This is a genomic window from Serratia sp. PGPR-27 (assembly GCF_022678525.1).
GTDB classification, from domain to species: Bacteria; Pseudomonadota; Gammaproteobacteria; order Enterobacterales; family Enterobacteriaceae; genus Serratia; species Serratia nematodiphila.
The window spans coordinates 143,505-162,355 of record NZ_JALBYS010000002.1 but is presented as its reverse complement, the minus strand read 5'-3'; the positions used below and the strand labels follow the sequence as shown (position 1 = coordinate 162,355).

23 protein-coding genes are annotated in these 18,851 nt (G+C 59.8%); 13 read left to right on the top strand and 10 right to left on the bottom strand.

Annotated elements, in window-relative coordinates; genetic code table 11:
• Positions 1–3: 3 nt before the first annotated feature.
• Positions 4–819 (bottom strand): phospholipid ABC transporter ATP-binding protein MlaF, encoded by an 816-nt coding sequence (mlaF, locus tag MMS95_RS02095; protein ID WP_242141357.1) that lies wholly within the window; start codon positions 817–819, stop codon positions 4–6.
• 303 nt (positions 820–1,122) lie between these two features.
• Between mlaF and MMS95_RS02090 the strand changes: the two genes are divergently transcribed.
• From MMS95_RS02090 to MMS95_RS02030, 13 genes are all read left to right on the top strand, one after another.
• On the top strand, positions 1,123–2,100 hold the full coding sequence (locus tag MMS95_RS02090; protein WP_015379175.1) for a calcium/sodium antiporter: 978 nt from the start codon (positions 1,123–1,125) through the stop codon (positions 2,098–2,100).
• A gap of 16 nt (positions 2,101–2,116) precedes the next feature.
• Positions 2,117–3,103 (top strand): arabinose-5-phosphate isomerase KdsD, encoded by a 987-nt coding sequence (gene kdsD, locus MMS95_RS02085; protein ID WP_004937051.1) that lies wholly within the window; start codon positions 2,117–2,119, stop codon positions 3,101–3,103.
• A 17-nt stretch (positions 3,104–3,120) separates the two neighbouring features.
• Positions 3,121–3,675: a 3-deoxy-manno-octulosonate-8-phosphatase KdsC gene (gene kdsC, locus MMS95_RS02080; RefSeq protein WP_004937049.1), complete on the top strand. Its 555-nt coding sequence runs from the start codon at positions 3,121–3,123 to the stop codon at positions 3,673–3,675.
• Positions 3,672–4,250: an LPS export ABC transporter periplasmic protein LptC gene (gene lptC / locus MMS95_RS02075; protein WP_004937047.1), complete on the top strand. Its 579-nt coding sequence runs from the start codon at positions 3,672–3,674 to the stop codon at positions 4,248–4,250. Before kdsC ends, lptC begins: the two co-directional genes overlap by 4 nt.
• Positions 4,219–4,758: a lipopolysaccharide ABC transporter substrate-binding protein LptA gene (gene lptA / locus MMS95_RS02070; RefSeq protein ID WP_004937045.1), complete on the top strand. Its 540-nt coding sequence runs from the start codon at positions 4,219–4,221 to the stop codon at positions 4,756–4,758. The genes lptC and lptA overlap by 32 nt, the downstream gene beginning before the upstream one ends.
• Positions 4,759–4,764: 6 nt before the next feature.
• Entirely contained in the window at positions 4,765–5,490 is a 726-nt protein-coding gene (lptB, locus tag MMS95_RS02065) for an LPS export ABC transporter ATP-binding protein (protein ID WP_004937040.1), read from the top strand.
• 52 nt (positions 5,491–5,542) lie between these two features.
• Positions 5,543–6,976 (top strand): RNA polymerase factor sigma-54, encoded by a 1,434-nt coding sequence (gene rpoN, locus MMS95_RS02060; protein ID WP_021505109.1) that lies wholly within the window; start codon positions 5,543–5,545, stop codon positions 6,974–6,976.
• Positions 6,977–6,999: 23 nt separating this feature from the next.
• A complete protein-coding gene (gene hpf / locus MMS95_RS02055; RefSeq protein WP_004937038.1) occupies positions 7,000–7,287 on the top strand; it encodes a ribosome hibernation promoting factor in 288 nt (95 codons plus the stop codon).
• Positions 7,288–7,442: 155 nt separating this feature from the next.
• A complete protein-coding gene (gene ptsN, locus MMS95_RS02050) occupies positions 7,443–7,904 on the top strand; it encodes a PTS IIA-like nitrogen regulatory protein PtsN (protein ID WP_016930212.1) in 462 nt (153 codons plus the stop codon).
• A gap of 127 nt (positions 7,905–8,031) precedes the next feature.
• The gene (gene rapZ / locus MMS95_RS02045; protein ID WP_015379177.1) at positions 8,032–8,886 is read left to right on the top strand and encodes an RNase adapter RapZ; all 855 of its coding nucleotides are present in this window, start codon (positions 8,032–8,034) and stop codon (positions 8,884–8,886) included.
• Positions 8,883–9,155 (top strand): PTS phosphocarrier protein NPr, encoded by a 273-nt coding sequence (gene npr, locus MMS95_RS02040; RefSeq protein WP_004937034.1) that lies wholly within the window; start codon positions 8,883–8,885, stop codon positions 9,153–9,155. Before rapZ ends, npr begins: the two co-directional genes overlap by 4 nt.
• A 294-nt stretch (positions 9,156–9,449) precedes the next feature.
• A complete protein-coding gene (locus MMS95_RS02035) occupies positions 9,450–9,761 on the top strand; it encodes a type II toxin-antitoxin system HigB family toxin (RefSeq protein ID WP_004937033.1) in 312 nt (103 codons plus the stop codon).
• Positions 9,758–10,180 (top strand): helix-turn-helix domain-containing protein, encoded by a 423-nt coding sequence (locus tag MMS95_RS02030; RefSeq protein ID WP_015379178.1) that lies wholly within the window; start codon positions 9,758–9,760, stop codon positions 10,178–10,180. Before MMS95_RS02035 ends, MMS95_RS02030 begins: the two co-directional genes overlap by 4 nt.
• A 3-nt stretch (positions 10,181–10,183) precedes the next feature.
• On the opposite strand, the gene MMS95_RS02025 is transcribed toward MMS95_RS02030, so the two are convergent.
• From MMS95_RS02025 to MMS95_RS01985, 9 genes are all read right to left on the bottom strand, one after another.
• Positions 10,184–12,100, bottom strand: coding sequence for a PRD domain-containing protein (locus MMS95_RS02025; protein ID WP_015379179.1), 1,917 nt, complete (start codon positions 12,098–12,100; stop codon positions 10,184–10,186).
• A gap of 51 nt (positions 12,101–12,151) precedes the next feature.
• Positions 12,152–13,366 carry a lactonase family protein gene (locus MMS95_RS02020; RefSeq protein ID WP_085337186.1) on the bottom strand — a complete coding sequence of 405 codons (1,215 nt, stop codon included), beginning with the start codon at positions 13,364–13,366 and terminating at the stop codon, positions 12,152–12,154.
• A gap of 288 nt (positions 13,367–13,654) precedes the next feature.
• A complete protein-coding gene (locus MMS95_RS02015; protein WP_033648993.1) occupies positions 13,655–14,395 on the bottom strand; it encodes a KDGP aldolase family protein in 741 nt (246 codons plus the stop codon).
• Positions 14,392–15,510 (bottom strand): DgaE family pyridoxal phosphate-dependent ammonia lyase, encoded by a 1,119-nt coding sequence (locus MMS95_RS02010; protein ID WP_004937017.1) that lies wholly within the window; start codon positions 15,508–15,510, stop codon positions 14,392–14,394. The genes MMS95_RS02015 and MMS95_RS02010 overlap by 4 nt, the downstream gene beginning before the upstream one ends.
• The gene (locus MMS95_RS02005) at positions 15,494–16,633 is read right to left on the bottom strand and encodes an amidohydrolase/deacetylase family metallohydrolase (RefSeq protein WP_242141356.1); all 1,140 of its coding nucleotides are present in this window, start codon (positions 16,631–16,633) and stop codon (positions 15,494–15,496) included. The genes MMS95_RS02010 and MMS95_RS02005 overlap by 17 nt, the downstream gene beginning before the upstream one ends.
• Positions 16,634–16,696: 63 nt before the next feature.
• Entirely contained in the window at positions 16,697–17,347 is a 651-nt protein-coding gene (locus MMS95_RS02000; RefSeq protein ID WP_004937013.1) for a DUF4310 family protein, read from the bottom strand.
• An 11-nt stretch (positions 17,348–17,358) separates the two neighbouring features.
• On the bottom strand, positions 17,359–18,135 hold the full coding sequence (locus MMS95_RS01995; protein ID WP_004937006.1) for a DUF4311 domain-containing protein: 777 nt from the start codon (positions 18,133–18,135) through the stop codon (positions 17,359–17,361).
• Between the two features lie 30 nt (positions 18,136–18,165).
• Entirely contained in the window at positions 18,166–18,462 is a 297-nt protein-coding gene (locus MMS95_RS01990; RefSeq protein WP_004937003.1) for a DUF4312 family protein, read from the bottom strand.
• Positions 18,462–18,827 (bottom strand): glycine-rich SFCGS family protein, encoded by a 366-nt coding sequence (locus MMS95_RS01985; RefSeq protein ID WP_004937000.1) that lies wholly within the window; start codon positions 18,825–18,827, stop codon positions 18,462–18,464. Before MMS95_RS01985 ends, MMS95_RS01990 begins: the two co-directional genes overlap by 1 nt.
• Between the last annotated feature and the right edge of the window lie 24 nt (positions 18,828–18,851).

Genomic DNA, 18,851 nt, shown 5'->3' with positions numbered 1-18,851 from the left:
AGCTTATTTACTCCCTAAGCCTAGCAGTTCGGTCTGATAATCCCCGGCCGGATAGCGGAACGGCACCGGCCCATCCGCTATACCATCCAGGAACTGGCGCACGCGCGCATCAGGATTGTTCTGCAATTGCTGCGTGGTGCCTTCGGCGATCACCCGGTTGTCGGCCACGATGTAGGCGTAGTCGGCGATGCTCAGCACCTCCGGCACGTCGTGCGACACCACGATGCAGGTAATGCCCAGCGCATGGTTCAGCTCATCGATCAGCTTGACCAGCACGCCCATGGTGATCGGATCCTGGCCGACGAAGGGTTCGTCGAACATGATCATCTCAGGGTCCAGCGCGATCGCGCGCGCCAACGCCGCCCGGCGCGCCATGCCGCCGGAAAGCTCATTGGGCATCAGCTGGGCCGCGCCGCGCAGCCCCACCGCTTCCAGCTTCATCAGCACCGTACTGCGCAACAAAGGCTCCGGCAGGCTGCTGTGCTCGCGCAGCGGGTAGGCCACGTTTTCGAATACGGTCAAATCGGTAAACAGCGCGCCCGACTGGAACAGCATGCTCATCTTTTTGCGCGCGTCGTATAACTGACGGCGGGACAACGCGGGAATGTTGTCGCCGTCGAACCAAATCTCCCCGCTGTCCGGCGCCAGCTGGCCGCCGATCAGGCGCAGCAGCGTGGTTTTGCCGATGCCTGATGGCCCCATGATCGCCGTGACCTTACCGCGGGGCACCGTCAGGTTGATGTCTTCAAATATCCGTCGGTCGCCGCGCGAGAAGCTCATGTCGCGCACTTCGACCAAATTATCTGCCTTTTGGAGCATGTTAATGGACCCTTTACGACTCATCTTTTGCTGAATCTACCCGTGATGTTAAAGCAATGGGCGCAATCCGTCTCATCTTTACAAAAACTTACTGCCATTTCGCAACCAATGGTGCCATTGGTTTTACTTTTCCGCGCCACCCGGTCAAAATTGGCGCCATAACGAAAAAAAACGAAACTGTTCAACTATTAGCCGGGGAAAACCGTTGCTGCGGCTCAAACGCGCGCAACGGAGGGCAAGCAATACCGCCGCATTGACGGCTTTAACCAACGAACCGGGATAATACCCGACAAAGGACCCTGCATGTTTCTCGCGATAGCATTATTAATCGTTGGTTTATTTCTACTGGTGTACGGTGCAGACCGCTTAGTTTATGGTGCTGCCGTGATTTCCCGCTCGCTCGGCGTACCGCCGCTGATCATCGGCATGACCATCGTCGGCATCGGCACTTCGCTGCCGGAGCTGATCGTGTCCACCACCGCCGCGCTGAACGGGCAGATAGATATGGCCGTTGGCAACGTATTAGGTTCCAACATCACCAACATTTTATTGATTCTGGGCGTGGCGGCGCTGATTCACCCGCTGGCCGCGCGCTCTGAGATACTGCGGCGCGAACTGCCGCTGATGTTAGCGGTCACAGTATTATGCGGTTTCGTGTTGATGGACGGCACCCTGAGCAGGCTGGACGGCGTGCTGCTGCTGGCCGCCGCCGCCGGCTTCATCCTGCTGATGCTGAAAATCGCCCGGCTGGCGCAGCGCGAGGGCAGCGACAGCCTGACCATGGAGCAGATCGCCGAGCTGCCGCAGGACAGCAGCAATACCGTGGCCGTGCTGTGGCTGGTGCTGGCGTTTATCATTCTGCCGCTCTCTTCCAGAATGGTGGTCGATAACGCGACGGTGATCGCGCACTATTTCGGTCTGAGCGAACTGGTGGTCGGTTTGACCATTATCGCCATCGGCACCAGCCTGCCCGAACTGGCCACCTCCATCGCCGGGGCGCTCAAGGGCGAGGATGATATGGCGATTGGCAATATCATCGGCTCCAATATTTTCAACACGGTGATCGTGCTGGGCGTACCCGCCCTGCTGTCGCCGGGCAGCGTTGACACCGCCGCCTTCCATCGCGATTACTGGGTGATGCTGGCGGCCAGCGTGCTGCTGAGCGTGCTGTGCATCGGCCGCAAACATCGCATCGGCCACCTGGCGGGCGCGCTGTTATTATGCGGCTTTATTGCGTATCTTGCGGTGCTGTTCTTTAACCCTTTCAGTACTTTCGGCTAAACCGACGGGAATGAGTATGTCGAACATTGAGTTGCAACCGGGCTTCGATTTTCAACAGGCCGGCAAAGAAGTGCTTCAGATAGAGCGTGAAGGGCTGGCTCAGCTCGACAGCTACATCAACGCAGACTTCACCCGCGCCTGCGAAACCATCGCCGCCTGCGGCGGCAAAGTGGTGGTGATGGGCATGGGCAAATCCGGCCACATCGGCTGCAAGATCGCCGCGACCTTCGCCAGCACCGGCACGCCCTCATTCTTCGTTCATCCGGCGGAGGCCAGCCATGGCGATTTGGGCATGGTCACCCCGCAGGACATCGTGCTCGCCATCTCCAACTCCGGCGAGTCCAGCGAGATCCTGGCGCTGATCCCGGTGTTGAAACGCCAACAGATCACCCTCATCTGTATGACTAACAATCCGGAAAGCTCGATGGGTAAAGCGGCGGATATCCACCTGTGCATCAAGGTGCCGCAGGAAGCCTGCCCGCTGGGGCTGGCGCCGACCACCAGCACCACCGCCACACTGGTGATGGGCGATGCGCTGGCCGTCGCGCTGCTGAAAGCGCGCGGTTTCACGCCGGAAGATTTCGCGCTGTCGCATCCGGGCGGCGCACTCGGCCGCAAACTGCTGCTGCGGGTTAGCGATATCATGCACAGCGGCGATGAAATTCCCCACGTCAGCGCCGACGCCTCGTTGCGCGACGCGTTGCTGGAAATTACCCGCAAAAATCTGGGCCTGACGGTGATCTGCGACGATCTGATGAAAATCGCCGGCATCTTTACCGATGGCGACCTGCGCCGGGTGTTCGACATGGGCATCAACCTGCACGAGGCGAAGATTGCCGATGTCATGACGCCGGGCGGCGTGCGGGTGCGCCCCAACATCCTGGCGGTCGATGCATTGAACCTGATGCAACAACGCCACATCACCGCGCTGCTGGTTGCCGATGGCGACCAGTTGCTGGGTGTGGTACATATGCATGACATGCTGCGCGCCGGCGTCGTTTAATTAAGGAATAGAACGGAATGGGTATGGTAGAAACCTGCTACGGGCCGGTAGAACAAGAGGTTATGGCGCGTGCCGGGAACATCCGCCTGTTGATTTGCGACGTTGACGGCGTGCTGTCAGACGGCCTGATCTTCATGGGCAACAACGGTGAAGAACTGAAGGCGTTCAACGTGCGCGACGGCTACGGCATCCGCTGCTTGAAAACCTCAGACATCGAGGTGGCGATCATCACCGGGCGCTCCGCCAGGCTGCTGGAGGACCGCGCGCAGACGCTCGGCATCACCCATCTGTATCAGGGGCAGTCCGATAAGCTTTTGGCCTTCCGCGAACTGTTGGATAAACTGTCGTTAACGGCGGATCAGGTCGCCTATATCGGCGATGACCTGATCGACTGGCCGGTGATGGCGCAGGTCGGCCTGGCGGTCGCAGTGGCGGACGCCCATCCGCTGCTGACGCCGCGCGCCCACTACGTCACCCGCATTGCCGGCGGCCGCGGCGCGGTACGCGAACTGTGCGACATCATTCTTTTGGCTCAAAATAAGCTGGAGGACGCCAAAGGGCTGTCGATATGAGTAAAACCAAACTGTGGATCACCATCCTGTTGACGGTGATCGTTCTGGCGCTGATCGGCTGGAACATGACGGACTTCAGCGACGACACGGCCCCTGGCCCGGTCAACGATCAGGATCCGACCTACCAGAGCCAGCACACGGTCACCGTGGTGTACAACCCGGCCGGCAAGCTGAATTACAAACTGGTGGCGGAAGACGCGAAGTATTACACCGCCGGCGAGCTGAGCTGGTTCACCCAGCCGGTGATGACGCTGTTCGATGAGAATGCGGTGGCCACCTGGTCAGTTCGCGCCGATCGCGCCAAACTGACTAAAGACCGAATGCTGTATCTGTATGGTCACGTCGAGGTGAACAGCCTGACCACCACCTCGCAGCTGGAAAAAATTAAGACGGACAACGCTCAGGTAAACCTGGTCACCCAGGACGTCACCTCCGATGACGAAGTCACGCTTTACGGGACCAATTTTACCTCTAACGGCATGAAAATGCGTGGGAACCTGCGGACCAAAACCGCTGAGCTGATTGATAAGGTTAAGACCAACTATGAAATTCAGAACCAAAAACCAACTCCGTAACCTGTTGCTCGGCAGCTTAGTTTTGGCCGCCAGCGCCCCCGCTCTGGCGCTGAAATCCGACTCCAGCCAGCCGGTCAGCATCGACTCGCTCAAGCAGTCGTTGGACATGCAAAGCAACGTCAGCACCTTCACCGACAACGTGGTGATCAAACAGGGCACCATCGATATTCGCGCCGACAAGGTGGTAGTCACCCGCCCGGGCGGAGATCAGAATAAGACCTATATTGAAGCGTTCGGCAACCCGGTAACCTTCTACCAGATGCAGGACAGCGGCAAGCCGGTCAAAGGCCACGCGCAGAAAGTGCGTTACGACGTGGCGACCCAGCTGGTGACCCTGACGGGCAACGCCTATCTGGAGCAGCTCGACAGCAACGTGAAAGGCGATCGCATCACCTATCTGGTGCAACAGCAGCAAATGCAGGCGTTTAGCGATAAAGGCAAACGCGTGACAACGGTTCTGGTACCGTCGCAGTTGCAAGACAAAAACGAGCAAAAAAAGAGTAACTAATCACTTATGGCAACACTCATCGCAGAAAACCTGGCGAAAGCCTACAAGGGCCGTAAAGTTGTCGAAGACGTCAGCCTGAAAGTGAAATCCGGCGAGATCGTCGGCCTGCTCGGCCCGAACGGCGCCGGTAAAACCACCACCTTCTACATGGTGGTCGGCATCGTGCCGCGCGACGCCGGGCGCATCGTGATCGACGAAGAAGACATCAGCCTGCTGCCGCTGCACGCCCGCGCGCGCCGCGGTATTGGTTACCTGCCGCAGGAAGCGTCGATCTTCCGCCGCCTGAGCGTGTACGACAACCTGATGGCGGTGCTGGAGATCCGTCCCGACCTCACCAGCGAACAGCGCGAAGACCGTGCCAAGGAGCTGATGGAAGAGTTCCATATCTCCCATCTGCGCGACAGCCTTGGCCAGGCGTTGTCCGGCGGTGAACGCCGCCGCGTCGAAATCGCCCGCGCGCTGGCGGCCAACCCGAAATTCATTCTGCTGGACGAACCCTTCGCCGGGGTGGATCCGATTTCCGTTATCGACATCAAAAAAATCATCGAGCACCTGCGTGACAGCGGCCTGGGCGTGCTGATCACCGACCACAACGTGCGCGAGACGCTGGACGTATGTGAACGCGCCTACATCGTCAGCCAGGGCAAACTGATTGCCCACGGCACGCCGGATGCTATTCTGGCCGACGAGCAGGTTAAACGCGTTTATCTGGGCGAAGAGTTCCGCCTCTAAGCGCCGGCGCGCCCTGCGGGGCGACACCGTTAACGGAAGTAGACAGAAAACTATGAAGCAAGGTTTGCAACTCAGGCTCAGTCAACAGCTGGCCATGACTCCTCAGCTCCAGCAGGCGATCCGCCTGCTGCAGTTGTCCACGCTTGAGCTTCAGCAAGAGATCCAGCTGGCGCTGGAGAGCAATCCGCTGCTTGAACAGACCGATCTGCACGACGAAATCGACGCCAAAGAAACCCAGGAGACCGAGGGGCTCGATACCCGCGAGGCGCTGGAACAGAAAGACATGCCGGAAGAGCTGCCGCTGGACGCCACCTGGGATGAGATCTACACCGCCGGCACGCCGTCCGGCACCGGCACCGACTACAGCGACGACGAGCTGCCGGTCTATCAGGGCGAGACCACCCAAACGCTGCAGGATTACCTGATGTGGCAGGTGGATCTGACGCCGTTTTCCGATACCGACGCCGCCATCGCCACCTCCATCGTCGACGCGGTGGACGACACCGGCTATCTCACCGTGCCGCTGGAAGACATTCTGGAAAGCCTGGGCGACGAAAACGTGACCCTCGAGGAAGTCGAGGCGGTGTTGAAGCGCGTGCAGCGTTTCGATCCGATCGGCGTCGCCGCGCGCGATCTGCGCGATTGCCTGCTGGTGCAGCTCTCCCAATACGCCAAAGACACCCCTTACCTGGCCGAAGCGCGGCTGATCATCAGCGACCATCTGGATCTGCTGGCCAACCACGACTTTCGCAGCCTGATGCGATCAACCCGGCTAAAAGAAGATACACTGAAAGAAGCGATGCTGCTGATTCAGTCGCTCGATCCGCGCCCGGGGCAGTCGATCAATACCGGCGAATCGGAATACGTGATTCCGGACGTGCTGGTGCGCAAGACGCAGAACAAATGGACGGTCGAGCTCAACGGCGACAGCGTGCCGCGTTTGAAGATCAATCAGCAATACGCCGCGCTGGGCAACAGCGCCCGCAGCGAAGCCGACGGCCAGTTCATCCGCAGCAACCTGCAGGAAGCCAAGTGGCTGATTAAAAGCCTGGAGAGCCGCAATGAGACGCTGCTGAAGGTCACCCGCTGCATCGTCGATCAACAGCAGGCGTTCTTCGAGCAAGGCGAAGAGTTTATGAAACCCATGGTGCTGGCGGATATCGCCCAGGCCGTGGAGATGCATGAATCGACGATCTCGCGCGTCACCACGCAGAAGTTTCTGCACAGCCCGCGCGGCATTTTCGAATTGAAATATTTCTTCTCCAGCCACGTGAATACCGACAGCGGCGGCGAAGCCTCCTCGACGGCGATCCGCGCGTTGGTGAAGAAATTGATTGCGGCGGAAAACCCCGCCAAACCACTCAGCGACAGCAAGCTGGCCACCCTGCTCGCCGATCAGGGGATCATCGTGGCGCGGCGCACCGTCGCCAAGTACCGAGAGTCTTTGTCCATCCCGCCGTCGAACCAGCGTAAACAGTTGGTTTGACCTCTATTGAGAAGGAAGACACTATGCAGCTCAACATTACCGGACACCACATCGAAATCACCGATCCGTTGCGCGAGTTCGTGAACAACAAGTTCGCCAAACTCGAACAGTACTTTGATCGCATCAATCAGGTGTATGTTGTATTAAGTGTGGAAAAAGTGCAGCAAATTGCGGAAGCAACGGTGCACGTGAATGGAGGCGAGTTGCACGCCACCTCGGAAGACGAGAATATGTATGCCGCAATTGATACGCTGATCGACAAATTGGCACGTCAATTGAACAAACATAAAGACAAATTGAAGCAACACTGACACCCTAACCCATTCCATGAGGCAGCATCCGTCGCCGCCTCACCCTTCGGCGCGTAACCCGCATGGGTGACGCGCCGAACGGTAATCAGGGTTAAAACCGACGAAAAACCGCCTTGCCGGGCACGCCCGGCGGCGCGGTTTTAAGTGAAGATGAGATGAACAACGAATATATGCAATTAAGCTCGGTGTTAAACATCGAGTGCACCAAAAGCTCGGTACATTGCACCAGCAAGAAGCGGGCTTTGGAAATTATCAGCGAACTGGCCGCCAAACAGCTCAACCTGCCTTCGCAGGTGGTGTTTGACGCGGTTCTCACCCGGGAGCGCATGGGCAGCACCGGTATCGGCAACGGTATCGCCATTCCCCACGGCAAACTGGAAGAGGACACACTGCGGGCCGTTGGCGTGTTTATCCGTCTCGACCAACCCATCGCTTTCGACGCTATCGACAACCAGCCGGTCGACCTGCTGTTCGCGCTGCTGGTGCCTGCCGATCAGTGCAAAACCCATTTGCATACGCTGTCGCTGGTCGCCAAACGCCTGGCCGACAAAACCGTATGCCGCCGCCTGCGCGCCGCGCAGAGCGACGAAGAACTTTACCAAATCATCACCGAGTGATGCCCGGCCGGCGTGACTTCCAGCCCGGATAACGATACTGTTTTACGATGATGGATCCGGCTGCGGCCGGAATAACAAAGTTTAACGGTGGCGATGAACGCCGCCGCGATGCCAGGGGAGTTGCCACATGGTGCTGATGATTGTCAGCGGCCGTTCCGGTTCCGGAAAATCCGTCGCCTTGCGGGCGCTGGAAGACATGGGTTTTTACTGCGTTGACAACCTGCCGGTGGTGCTGCTGCCGCAGCTCGCCAATACGCTGGCGGAACGCAATATCTCCGCGGCGGTCAGCATCGACGTGCGCAACATGCCGGAATCACCGGAAGTGTTCGAATACGCGATGACTCAGCTGCCGGACAGCTTCTCGCCGCAGCTGCTGTTCCTCGACGCCGATCGCAACACGCTGATCCGCCGTTACAGCGACACCCGCCGCCTGCACCCGCTCTCCAGCAAAAACCTGTCGCTGGAAAGCGCCATCGACGAAGAGAGCGATCTGCTCGAACCGCTGCGCTCGCGGGCGGACCTGATTATCGACACCTCGGAAATGTCGGTGCACGAACTGGCCGAAATGCTGCGCACCCGCCTGCTGGGCAAGCGCGAGCGCGAACTGACCATGGTGTTCGAATCCTTCGGCTTCAAACACGGCATCCCGATCGACGCCGACTACGTGTTCGACGTGCGCTTCCTGCCGAACCCGCACTGGGATCCGAAGCTGCGGCCGATGACCGGCCTGGACAAACCGGTGGCGTCGTTCCTCGATCGCCATACCGAAGTGCACAACTTCATCTACCAGACCCGCAGCTATCTGGAACAGTGGCTGCCGATGCTGGAAACCAACAACCGCAGCTACCTGACGGTCGCCATCGGCTGTACCGGCGGCAAGCACCGTTCGGTGTACGTGGCGGAACAGCTGGCCGATTACTTCCGCTCGCGCGGCAAGAACGTGCAATCGCGCCACCGCACGCTGGAAAAGCGCAAACAATGACGGTCAAACAGACGGTTGAAATCAAAAACAAGCTGGGCATGCACGCGCGCCCGGCGATGAAACTGTTCGAACTGGTGCAAAGCTTCGACGCCGAAGTGATGCTGCGCAACGAAAGCGGCACCGAGGCCGAAGCCAGCAGCGTCATCGCGCTGCTGATGCTGGACTCCGCCCAGGGCCGGCATATCGAAGTCGAAGCGACCGGCCCCGACGAAGTCAACGCGCTGGCGGCAGTGGTCGAGCTGTTCAACTCCGGGTTTGATGAAGATTAGTCGCTGAGACTCTCCCCATGCGTCGCCTCGGCGCATGTGTTGCCTCCCCCCCTCCCATAACGTAGCCCTCCCGTTTCTCACTTTGCGAATCCGCTTCCAGAATCAGCCGTAACCGCCTGTAAATTCACGTCATGGATTTACCCCCACCACGATAATCGCAATAGTGTGTAACGCAAAAACAGACAACAGGCGGGTGTTTCCCCACGCTTTGCTTACGGGACAACGAAAAGTTTACAATTTGTGAACTTCACCGGCAGTCGCTATAATGTTCACCGGGTAGGAATCGAAGGAACGATGCATATCATTTCCAGGGAACCGTTCAATAACGCAACGAAGCAATATCCCAATGAAGCCACTGCTCTCGAGGCCATTTATAAAGCATTGCGACGGGGCGAGTTCCGCACGCCGGACGAGTTAAAAGCGCTTTTTCCTTCGCTCGATCGTATGAAATACAAAGAGAAATGGTGGGTCATTGACGTCGGCGGCAACCACCTGCGGATCTTGTTCTTTGCCAGCTTCGAGACACAGAAAGTCTTCATAAAGCATATCGTTAGCCACGCCGAATACGACAAGCTGATGCAGCACTATCGAAGGAGTTCATCATGATTACAGATGCCATTAAGGCGGCCGATGCGCTACTGCGCGCCGTGCCCTTGTTGCAGGGCAGCCGCGCTCAGCAAGACTACCGGGAAGCGCTTGAATTGGTGGAATACCTGCTGGAAAACGACGAACACCATCCGCTGATTGACATGCTGGCAAAAAAGATCGCCGAATATGAAGACAACAGCGCCGAATTTACCGCATTCAACCAGCGTATCGCCCAGTTACCACAGGGGGTAGCCGCGCTTCGCGTCCTTATGGAACAGCACCAACTCAGCCAAAGTGATTTTGAACATGAGATCGGTAAAAAGTCGTTGGTTAACCAAATCCTGAACGGTAAAAGATCGCTGACCATTCCGCACATTATGGCGCTGGCCAAGCGTTTCAATCTGCCCCCGGCCCTGTTCCTGCCGGAAGCGGATTAGCCCTCAACTCCGGCTCAGGCAGTCCAGCGCCACCGCTTTGAAGCTGTCGAAGCTGTCGCTGCCCAGCAGGCGGCTCATTGAACGTTCACGCACGAAGGTGACGAACAGCTCGTAGATCGCCATCGCCTCTTCATAATCGCTCTTGCTGATCGCCAGCAGGAAAATCACGTGCGCAACCTCACCTTCCCCCCAGGCGACGCCCTGCGGCGCCAGCAGCGTCACCACCACGGTCTTCTTCGCCAGCAGCCCCAGCGAGTGCGGCAGCGCGATGCCCTCGCCCAGCAGCGTGGAAACGATCGCCTCGCGTTCGACCACCGACGGATAAAAGTCCGCGCCGACGTACCCTTCTCGCTCCAGCTGGCCGCACACCCGGCTGAACAGCTCCGCCTGCGTCAGCGGCTCGTTGAGCACCATAAAATGTTCGGCGTCGAAGAACTTCTCCAGCATGTACGGCCGGGTGCGATCCACCAGCACCAGCTTGCCCAGTTGCTCCAGCTGATAATCGGTCGGGAACGGCGACATCACCACCACCGGCTTGTTCTTTTCGCCGATGCGAGCGTTGGAAATCACGAAGTCTTCGTCGATGTGCGCGAGCATCTCGTAATCGCGCAGCGAAACGATGCGCGTCATCACCAGCTGCGGATACTTGCGCGCAATCTGCGCCTGGATCATGCGCACCGTCGAGTTGCCGGTGTCGCACACCAGCATCACCTGCGGGTGGCGTTCATAACCGATGTTGTAATGCCGCTCCAGCCCCACGCCGATGTGCAACACCAGATAGCCGATCTCGTTTTCACTCAGGGTATAAGGCGTGTACTTGCCCCAGCTGGAGACAGCCGCCAGCGTCACGTCGTAAGCCATCGGATAGTGCTGCTTGATGTTGGCCAGCAGCGGATTGGGGATGTTGATCTGGTATTTCACCCGCGTAATCATGGTCTTGATATGGGTGAGCAGATCGGCCCGCAGCTGCTCGTCGCCCTGCAGATTGTAGTTATAGTGTGCGTTGATGTAGGACAGGATGTAGTCCACCAGCGCTTCTTCATCGTCGGCGTTGATCTCGGTCGGCTGCACGTCCTGCACGCGCCGCGCGGCGATGTTGACCCGCAGATAGGCCTCTTCGGCCATCGAGATCTCTTTGCCGGAGGCCGCGCGCAGCTCCGCCGCCAGACGGGTCGACACCTGACGCACCGCCTCGTCGCCGTCCTCCACCTCGAAGTCCGGCAGCGGATAACCGTCGTTGATGCGCCGCAGCGCCACCGCGCAGTAGAAGATCAGGTACTGCTCGCCCTCGTCGGTCAGGCGAATGGCGTATTGCGACAACAGCGGGTGCAGCAATCCGGCGAACGCCGCCACCTGCGGCTGCAACAGGATCTCGTTGTTGAGCAACGGGTTCTCGGCGTCGGCCAGCTGCAGCTGGAACAGCAGATCGGTCAGGCAGGCGCGGATCGCCATCTCCGCGCCGAACAGCTTCATGCCGTAGCGCGGCTTGGTTTCGATCGTCAATTGATAGTGCGCCAGACGCTCTCTCACCTCAGCCATGTCGTTTTGCAGCGTGCCGCGGCTGACGAACCATTCGTCGGCCAGATCTTCCAGTTTGAGAGAGAAGGCTGAGGTCAAAAAACGCACCAGCAGATAATGCACCCGTTCCTGCGCACTGCGCGGGGTGGCCTGTTTACGGCGTTCCTGATGCTGCAGGGCGCTGAACAGCGCGGCATTATCGACCTGCAGGCGATAGCCGGCCCCGCGGCTATGCACGAAGCGCGCGCCGTATTTGTCCAGGATCTCGTTCAGCGCGGTGATATCCGCCCGCACCGTGCGGGTGGACACGGCGAAACGCTTCGCCAGCTCATCCTGCGGCAAAGTCTCGGTTTGCAAAGCATCGAACAAGTAAGCCAAACGCGGGTAAGGAAATCGCACCATTCTGTGTCCGTCAATCAGGCGGCCCACCCGGCGAACCGGGCGGGCCACGGGTTACTTCGCCGGCGGCAGGAACGCCATTTGCGAGGGGCTGCCGATCGGCAGATAGCCGCCCACAAAGCTGAGTTTGCCGTCCGTCGGGTTGACGCTGAAGCGGGTGACGTTATCGCTGCGCTGGTTCAGCGCATACAGATAGCGGCCATCCGGGCTCAGCGCCAGCGAACGCGGATAATCGCCGCGGGTCCAGGTTTCCGCCACCGGTTTCAACTCGCCGCCGGCGCCCACGCTGAACTGGGCAATGCTGTTATGCAGCCGGTTGGCGACGTACAGCGTGTCGCCGTTCTTGCTGAGCGCCAGCCCCGAAGCGAAGCTGGTGCCCTGATAGTCGGCGGGCAGCGCGGAAACCGCATGCAGTTGTTTCAGAGTACCTTTTTGGCGATCAAAACGGTAGCTGGTCAACGTCGAGGCCTCTTCGTTCACCAGCAGCACGGTGTCGCCGTCCGGGTGGAACACAAAATGACGCGGGCCGGCGCCGGCGGAAGAGGCGGCGATCCACGGCGGATCGTTCGGCGTCAGCCGGCCGCTCGCGGCGTCAAAGCGCCATTGGTAGATGCGATCCAACCCCAGATCCGTGGAGAACACGAACTTGCCGCTCGGATCGCTGGCGATCATATGGGCATGCGGGCCATTGTGATCGCTGATGGCGAAGCTGCCGTTCACCGCCGCCGCCGGTTTGGCCGCGCCCGCCGGGCCCTGCTGTTGCTGCACCGAGCTGGCGGCGCCCAGGCTGCCGTCCGCTTCAATCGGGAAAGCCGCCACGCTGCCGCTGACATAGTTCGCCACCAGCAGATGGCGGCCGTCCGGCGTCGAGGAAAGATACACCGGCCCTGCCCCCTGCGAATCTACCTGGTTGAGCTGCGTCAGTGCGCCATCGGCCGGATTGACCCGGTAAGCGGTGATGCCGCCGTGTTTGCCGCCGTTGAAATCGGCCACTTCACTGGCGACATACAGCGTCTTGCCGTCAACGCTCAGCGTCAGCTGCGCCGGATTCGGCACTTTGCTGACCAGCGTGGCGTGGCTCAGCGCGCCGCTGGCCGGATCGACCTGCACCCGGTAAACGCCTTCGCCGTTGGGATTGTAGGTGCCGATATAGGCGAAATGAGATGACGTGGAGTTCATTGCATCCTCAGCATGCAGCGCCGGGCCGGTCACGGCCAGCAGCGCCAGGAACAACGCGGTGCGTCGGGTTGGAACCTGCCAGTTTCGCATAGTAATCCTCAGTATATATCCGTCATCTTTCAAGCCGCAGCGTTGTTGGCTGCGCAGTTACTCGGCCCATCCATGGGCCTCACCCCTTCGGGGCCGCTGCAAGCAGCGTTTAAATCTGCTCCCGGCAGATTTTTCACCCCAGTCACTTACTTAAGTAAGCTCCTGGGGCTCCTGCGCTTGCCGCCTAGCTGCAACTTGAAAGCTATAGGCTATAGCTAACGGCGACGCGGCATGCCGCGCCACGGGAAAACCTTCGCCTCCCAGCGTTTACCTCATCCCATTACGCGTTCAACCCACCAGCTTTTTGGTCATCGCCAGCAGGGTTTTCACGTCCTGCGGACGCGTGTCGCCGCTGGCGGCGTCGATGATCGAGCTGTAGATATGCGGGATCACGCGTTTCACGCCGGCCGCCAGGGCGATCTCAACGATCGGCTCGTAGTTTTCCAGATCGATGCCGCCGGTCGGCTCCAGCATGAAGTCATGCTCGGCGCAGGCCTTGGCGACGTATTGGTATTCGTCCTTGCACTTCAGGCCGCCCATCGGGAAATACTTGATGGAACTGCCGCCCATGTCCTTCAGCAAAGCGATGGCGGTTTCCACCGGCACGATGCCGTCCGGCGCCGCGGCGCTCAATGGGCCAGTAGAGATCTTCACCCAGCCGACGCGGCCGGTCGGCGACACCAGGCCGTTGACCACGCTGTCGTTCTGGCCCAGCAGCGCGCGGCTGGCGCCGACGCCGGTAAACACCTGGTTAACGTGCTGCGGCTGCACCTGCTGAGCGATCAGGCTGACCATCGCCGACTGCTTCGGATCGCCGGCGCCCAGGCCGACCGACAGCGCGTTTTCAATCAGGCGCGCATAGCGCAGCATGTCGGTCACCGCGCTGTCGACGTCCGGGTAGTTCTTGGAAAGCACGCCCACCAGCACATGGCCTTCCGCCGCCGCGTAAATGTCCTGCGCGTTGGCTTTGGAGCCGGCCAGCACGTTCAGGCAGACGCGGTCGCGATAGTAGTTAGGCTGCAGCTTCATGCTTGTTTCTCCGTAAACAGGTTCTTGATACAGCTAAAGACGGTCATCAGCTGTTGCTCGTCGACGCTGCGCACGTCGACCTCAATCTTGCCCTCGTTGGCCTTGTAGCCGCGGAAGTAGATGGCGATGTCGCCGGTTTTCAGCGCCTGAACGATGTCATAGGTCGACCGCCCCAGCACCGCCTCATCAAAGGTGATCTCGGCGCGGGCGATATCGCGGCCGGCGCTGTCCCAGACGGTTTTGGCGCTGACGCCGGTCAGGGTGTTGAGGCTGTTGAGGAACGGCGTCATCCGCGCCACCATCTGTTGCCCGGTGGTTTTCTCAAGCGTCAGATAGCTTTCAATTGCCTGCGTCAGGCCGAGGATGCCCTCTTTGCCGACCTTCATCGCCCGGCCGATGCCGCCGGACTGCAGCTTCACCCACCCGACGTACTGTTTCTTGCCGATAACCAGGCCGCTGGTCGGCCCCTCGATGGCTTTGGCGCCGCTGTAGATCACCAGATCGGCCCCCATCTGGTAGTAACACATCAGATCTTCTTCCGCCGCGGCGTCGACGATCAGCGGCAGGTTATGTTTGCGCGCCACCACCGCCGCCTGTTCGACGGACAGAATGCTTTTCTGTACGCAGTGGTGCGATTTGACGTACAGGATCGCAGCCGTCTGCGGCGTGATGCAGGCTTCAATCTGCTCCGGCGAACATTCGTTGGCGTAGCCCGCCTCCACCACCTTGCCGCCGCCCAGCGCCACCATGGTGTCCACCGGCGCGCCGAAGTTGACGTTGTGGCCGCGCGGCAGCACGATCTCGCGCGGCACGGCGATCGGCGCCGAATGCAGGTTCACCAGCAGATTGGCGTTATCTTTAACGATCACCGCCGCCACCGACTGGGCGATGCCCGCCGAGGCGCAGGAGACGATCACCGCGTCCTCCACGTTGAGCAGATCGGCGATATAGGCGCCGGTCTTGTTGACCAGATCCTTGATTTCGAAATAGTGGTTCAGGCCGTAATCAACGGCGTCGATCACGTCCTGGCGCGGCGTGGAAACGCCGAGAATGGTCATGCGGCCGGAGGTGTTGATCACCTGCTTCAAACCGTATTTTTCATAAATCGAAGACATGGCTTGCCTCCCCTTGTTCGGTTAATAGGATTTCCCCGGCCACCACCGCGGCCAGCGGCACCAACAGCCGTTCGCCCTCGGCGGTTTGCCCTTCGGCGTCGGCGAACACCTGCGGTTCGCGGCGCAGTTCAAACAGCGTGAAATCTGCGTCATAGCCCGGCTCCAGCCGCCCTTTGCCGCTGAGCTGCAGCGCCGACGCGGCGTTCTCCGTCACGCAGGCGATCACCTGCGGCAGCGTCAGGCCGACGCTGAAGAATTTGGACATCACCGTCGCCAGGCTATGCACCGGCCCGTTCATGCGGTTGCGGCAGTAAATATCGGAGCTGATGGTGTACGGCAAAATGCCCAGTTTGATCGCCTGGCGCGCCACCTCGAAGCTGAAGCTGGCGGTGCCGTGCCCCACGTCGAGCAACACGCCGCGCCGCAGCGCGCGCTGGATAGACTCGCGCAATGTGCCCGCCGGCGTCAGAATGCGGTTCGGTTTGCCGTTGTAGCAGTGGGTGATGATGTCGCCGCGGGTCAGCAGATCGGCGATGTCGTCCAGATCCGGCGGGTTGTTGCCGATATGCACCATCAGCGGCAGCTGGCGGTTTTCCTGCTGGATCTCTTTGGCCAACACCAGCGGCCGGGTACCGTTTTTCCCCACCACGCTGCTGCTCATGCGCGCCTTGATGCCGATGATGAAACCGGGGTGATTGGCGATGGCCTGGCCGGCCTCGCGCTTGTCGATGTCCGTCAACTCCGCCAGCTCGTTCTGCCGCAGCAGGCCGATGCGCGAGATGTTGAGGAAGGCGAAAACGTTGGTTTTGGCGCTGCGCGTCAGCTGATAAAAGGCGTCGATATCGTCGGCACCGGTGCTGCCGGCGTCGACCACGCTGGTGACGCCGCTGGCGACGCCGACCCGATCCGGCTCGTCATGGTAAATCGGCGATTCGGGATAGCAGTGCACGTGCGCGTCGATCCAACCGGCGCTCAGGCGGCAGTTGCCCGCCAGATCCAGCTGGCGAACGGCGCTGACGTCCGCCGCCAGCCGCCCCACCGAGGCTATTTTTCTGTCCTTTACCGCCAGATCGATCAGCGTATCGTCCGCCAGTCTGGCGCCTCTGATTACTAAGTCATACATACCGCATTGCTCCTGTTAGCCCGGGCGCCGCCGCAGCCTCGGGCGGCGCCTGGCGCAGGCCTCTTAAGAAATGGCTACCGGGAAGATCGCCCCCAGGATCATCGCGCCGAGGATCGCTCCGCCGGTGATCGGTTTGCCCCAGATATAGAACAGCAGCGCGCCGAGCAGCGAACCGATGCCGATCGGGATCGAAGCGGTCATCGCCGACAGGATGATCAACGGCCCGAGGAAACGGCCCGACGAGTTGCCCGCGCCCATCATCACGTCCGCGCCGTAGGTGGAGTTGCTCTGATTGATGGTGAATTTGCGCGCCAGGATGATCACGTAACCGATCGCCAGGCCGATGATCAGACCGGTGGCCAGCGACGCGGCGAAGTTGGCGACCGGGAACACGATGCCGGCCCCCAGCAGCAGCGCCGGTACGCCCAGCCCGACGCCGGTCTGGATCGCGCCGCCGATGTCGAGGATGCCCACCAGCGAGCCTTCGATGATGCGCGCGAACAGGAAGCTGGCGCCGAACGCCGCCACCGCGCCGTACACGCCGGTATCCATCCCCGCCCGCAGCATGGAGACGAAGGCCACTTCGTTAAAGGCGCCGATGCCGTACAGGTAGTACATGTGCGTCCCGGCGAACACGCCGGAGGACAGCAGGCCAACAAAAATCGGGAATGACCAGTCGGCGTACCAGAAGCCTTTTTGGGTTTGCTCTTCCATCATCCCGCTCCTTATTTACCGCTCAGGGTGTTGTGAATGGCGTCCAGCCAGCCCGGCACGCCGAGGCTGAAGGACTCAAGAACTTTCATGTCGAAGCCGCGGAAGAAGCCGCTCAGCACGAACAGCAGCACGATCACCGCCATCATGATCTTGGTGATTTTGTTCCAGCCGCTCTCTTCCACGCCCTTGCCGATCAGAATGCCCAGCACCAGGCCCGGTACGGCGTTGCCCATGATCAGCTGTGCCAGGCCGCCGAAGATGGTGCCCCAGAAGCCGGAACGGCGCCCGGCGTCGATCGCCGCCAGCCAGAAGATCACCGGCATCACGGTGTTCACCAGTAGGTTGGCCGCCGGCACCAGCACCTTGATCGCGGTGACCTGCAGCGCGGCAGGCACGGCGGAAGCGGTGGTATTGAGGAAGGCCACCACCAGCATGCCGATGATGCCGCAGGCGATGGCCATTTTTTTCGGATCGTGCAGCGTTTGCGCCAGATTGCGGTTTTTGACCATCAAAGCCGCCGCGCCCCAGTGCGGGATGATGCGGTGATCGACGTCCTGCGTGAAGGAGCCCGCCGCCACGGAAGATGCCCAGGCGTTGAAGAAGAAGCCCAGACCGAATGAGAAGTGGGAAGCCGGATCGCCCTCGCAGGAGTTCAGCTCGCCCAGGGTGCGAAACGCCCCCATGCCCTGTGTTGTCGGCGCGTGGAACATGCGTGCGGCGCCGGCCCCTACGCCGACCCCCACCAGCCCACCGATAATAATCGATTTAAATAAGATGATTAAAAACATCAGTATACCCTTTCATTTATGCTAACGTTTTTATTTCGTGACGAAGACAACCTTCTCGGTATTGATAATGGTTACGTTCACGGTTATTTCCAGAGAAACGGCATAGCTCTTTCTTTCACGCGGCAAAAAGAAGAAAAGAAATTTCTCTTTAGTTATTTTCTCTTCCGCCTTCACTACGCTGACGTCCTGCGGCTCGATGCGCAGCAGAATATTGTTGGTGGACTTTAATACCGCGCCCTGCACATTAGCCAAGGCGGAAGCAAAAGCTTTCGCTTTGCTGTCGCCTTTACCCTCCACCTTCACCGATGTGGTATATTGCTCTTTCATTATGGATTGCCATGTTTTTTGACGTAGGCTTCCACCAGTTTCTGGCCCAGCTCTTCTTTATCCATAAAGCCGAAACCCAGCACGTTGCAGCCTTCGTTAATTGCCGTCACGCCCTCTTCCACCGAACGCATGCCGTATTTGGCCTTGTAGCCGTATTTGGTTTGCGCGGTAATCGCACCGGCGCCGCCGCTGCCGCAAAAAGAGATGCCCAGCTGCGCGTTTTCCGCTTTCATGACGTCGCCCAGCTTCATATCCGCCGCCACGCCGGGGATGACCACCGCTTTTCCGCCTGCGTTTTCAACGCCCTGGCCGACTTTTTGCCCTTTGCCCAAACGATCGCCGATCACTACGGTAATTTGACCCATGGTATATTCTCCTGATTGAAATCG

Bases quoted from the DNA above. Each gene is read 5' to 3' on its own strand.
- mlaF (WP_242141357.1), bottom strand. From the start codon at position 819: ATGCTCCAAAAGGCAGATAATTTGGTCGAAGTGCGCGACATGAGCTTC.
- MMS95_RS02090 (WP_015379175.1), top strand. From the start codon at position 1,123: ATGTTTCTCGCGATAGCATTATTAATCGTTGGTTTATTTCTACTGGTG.
- kdsD (WP_004937051.1), top strand. From the start codon at position 2,117: ATGTCGAACATTGAGTTGCAACCGGGCTTCGATTTTCAACAGGCCGGC.
- kdsC (WP_004937049.1), top strand. From the start codon at position 3,121: ATGGGTATGGTAGAAACCTGCTACGGGCCGGTAGAACAAGAGGTTATG.
- lptC (WP_004937047.1), top strand. From the start codon at position 3,672: ATGAGTAAAACCAAACTGTGGATCACCATCCTGTTGACGGTGATCGTT.
- lptA (WP_004937045.1), top strand. From the start codon at position 4,219: ATGAAATTCAGAACCAAAAACCAACTCCGTAACCTGTTGCTCGGCAGC.
- lptB (WP_004937040.1), top strand. From the start codon at position 4,765: ATGGCAACACTCATCGCAGAAAACCTGGCGAAAGCCTACAAGGGCCGT.
- rpoN (WP_021505109.1), top strand. From the start codon at position 5,543: ATGAAGCAAGGTTTGCAACTCAGGCTCAGTCAACAGCTGGCCATGACT.
- hpf (WP_004937038.1), top strand. From the start codon at position 7,000: ATGCAGCTCAACATTACCGGACACCACATCGAAATCACCGATCCGTTG.
- ptsN (WP_016930212.1), top strand. From the start codon at position 7,443: ATGAACAACGAATATATGCAATTAAGCTCGGTGTTAAACATCGAGTGC.
- rapZ (WP_015379177.1), top strand. From the start codon at position 8,032: ATGGTGCTGATGATTGTCAGCGGCCGTTCCGGTTCCGGAAAATCCGTC.
- npr (WP_004937034.1), top strand. From the start codon at position 8,883: ATGACGGTCAAACAGACGGTTGAAATCAAAAACAAGCTGGGCATGCAC.
- MMS95_RS02035 (WP_004937033.1), top strand. From the start codon at position 9,450: ATGCATATCATTTCCAGGGAACCGTTCAATAACGCAACGAAGCAATAT.
- MMS95_RS02030 (WP_015379178.1), top strand. From the start codon at position 9,758: ATGATTACAGATGCCATTAAGGCGGCCGATGCGCTACTGCGCGCCGTG.
- MMS95_RS02025 (WP_015379179.1), bottom strand. From the start codon at position 12,100: ATGGTGCGATTTCCTTACCCGCGTTTGGCTTACTTGTTCGATGCTTTG.
- MMS95_RS02020 (WP_085337186.1), bottom strand. From the start codon at position 13,366: ATGCGAAACTGGCAGGTTCCAACCCGACGCACCGCGTTGTTCCTGGCG.
- MMS95_RS02015 (WP_033648993.1), bottom strand. From the start codon at position 14,395: ATGAAGCTGCAGCCTAACTACTATCGCGACCGCGTCTGCCTGAACGTG.
- MMS95_RS02010 (WP_004937017.1), bottom strand. From the start codon at position 15,510: ATGTCTTCGATTTATGAAAAATACGGTTTGAAGCAGGTGATCAACACC.
- MMS95_RS02005 (WP_242141356.1), bottom strand. From the start codon at position 16,633: ATGTATGACTTAGTAATCAGAGGCGCCAGACTGGCGGACGATACGCTG.
- MMS95_RS02000 (WP_004937013.1), bottom strand. From the start codon at position 17,347: ATGGAAGAGCAAACCCAAAAAGGCTTCTGGTACGCCGACTGGTCATTC.
- MMS95_RS01995 (WP_004937006.1), bottom strand. From the start codon at position 18,135: ATGTTTTTAATCATCTTATTTAAATCGATTATTATCGGTGGGCTGGTG.
- MMS95_RS01990 (WP_004937003.1), bottom strand. From the start codon at position 18,462: ATGAAAGAGCAATATACCACATCGGTGAAGGTGGAGGGTAAAGGCGAC.
- MMS95_RS01985 (WP_004937000.1), bottom strand. From the start codon at position 18,827: ATGGGTCAAATTACCGTAGTGATCGGCGATCGTTTGGGCAAAGGGCAA.